1 protein-coding gene is annotated in these 1,488 nt (G+C 63.4%); it reads right to left on the reverse strand.

Features of this window, described 5'->3' with window-relative positions; translation table 11 throughout:
* The coding region (locus tag ACIRS4_RS36755; RefSeq protein WP_404204385.1) for a WD40 repeat domain-containing serine/threonine protein kinase at positions 1 to 1,474 on the reverse strand (1,474 nt) is incomplete at its 3' end.
* Positions 1,475 to 1,488: the final 14 nt, after the last annotated feature.

Here is a 1,488-nt window from a genome sequence, read left to right on the forward strand (position 1 = left end):
CGGCTTGGCGACGCTTATCGACAAACGCGATCACCGAACCGTCCGACGAGAATGCGATGTGCTTCACAAGCTCGTTCGTTGAGATTGACTCACCTGACTTCTGACCTGTTCGAGTGTCCCAGAACGAGAGTTCTCCGCTCGAGGCCAAGGCCAGCCAGGATCGATCGGCGCTGAATTGCTGTGAGTCGGGCAAGGGAGGCGACGGATAGAGCACCGGCCCGAGTGATCGGCCGGTCCGCGAGTCGAAGAATCCGAATCCTGGCACCATGCCGGCCGCGACCACACTCCCACCATCCAGGCTGAACCCGAACGCCGTGACGCTACTCAGAGCGAACTGACCGATTTGTGTTCGCGTTCGAAGTTCCCATAGCTGCACAAAGCCGCCGGCGGGTCCGGTGGCAACCGCGAGGGTTCCCCCGTCCGGACTGAAGGCCAGCCGCCTGATCTCGCCGCCACAATCGAGTACCGCGCTCGGGTCTGCCGTTGTCGATGCCTCGCCACGCCGTGACACGATTACCCCTCCAATGCCCACCACAGAGGCAGAGATGGCGGCGGCCCCGGCTCCGATGACCCACCTCCGGGAAACCCCGGATCTCTTTGGCGCCGATGAATGCCAAGGCTCAGGAGCCAGGAGCGGAGGTTGAGCAGGGTAGACATGCGCGGGAGTCGAATCGGGCGCTACGACTGTCGGCGCCGACCGGGCGGAGAAGGTTGGCCGCTGTGCGGCCGTGGCGACCGCGGTGGCAAATTCCGAACAACTGCGAAATCTGTCCTCGGGCCGCTTGGAGGTCGCGCGAGCCAACGCCGAGTCGAGGTCCGGCGCCACATCAGGTCTGAAACCAGTGAGGTGAGGGATCGGCATCGCCAGATGGCCCGCGACGACCTGTCCGGGGTTCGCTGCGGCGAACGGCGGCTGCCCTGCCAGCAACGCGAACAAGGTGCAGGCCAGCGAATACTGGTCGGACCGATGGTCCACCGTCCCGCCCGAAAGTTGCTCCGGAGAGGCGTAGGCCAGGGTTGCGGTAACAGTCCCCGCGGATGTCAGCTGGGTGTTCGCATCCTGTAGCCGGGCGATTCCGAAGTCAGTGAGAACCGCCCGTTCGTCTCTCCCCGTGTCCGCACTCGACAGCAGGATGTTCGCAGGCTTCACGTCTCGATGCACTATGCCCCGACTGTGTGCATAGTCCAGCGCTGCAGCGGTTTCCACAATGATCTTCGCGGCACGTTCAACCGACAGTTCCTGCGGATTGAGCCGCGATGCGTCCGTGCCGGAGACATACTGCATCGCGATCCACAGCTGCCCACCATGAATCCCACGGTCGTGAATATCCACAATATTCGGGTGCTCGAGCCGTGCAATCGCATTGGCCTCCCGGTCGAAGCGACGACGTAGCTCTTCGTCGCTGGAGATCTCAGGGGCGAGCAGCTTCAGCGCAACCTGGCGAGGCAATCGGGGATGCCGAGCCAAGTACACCGTTCCCATGCCAC

This window comes from Streptomyces sp. NPDC101166 (genome assembly GCF_044768125.1).
In the GTDB taxonomy this organism is placed as follows: Bacteria; Actinomycetota; Actinomycetes; order Streptomycetales; family Streptomycetaceae; genus Streptomyces.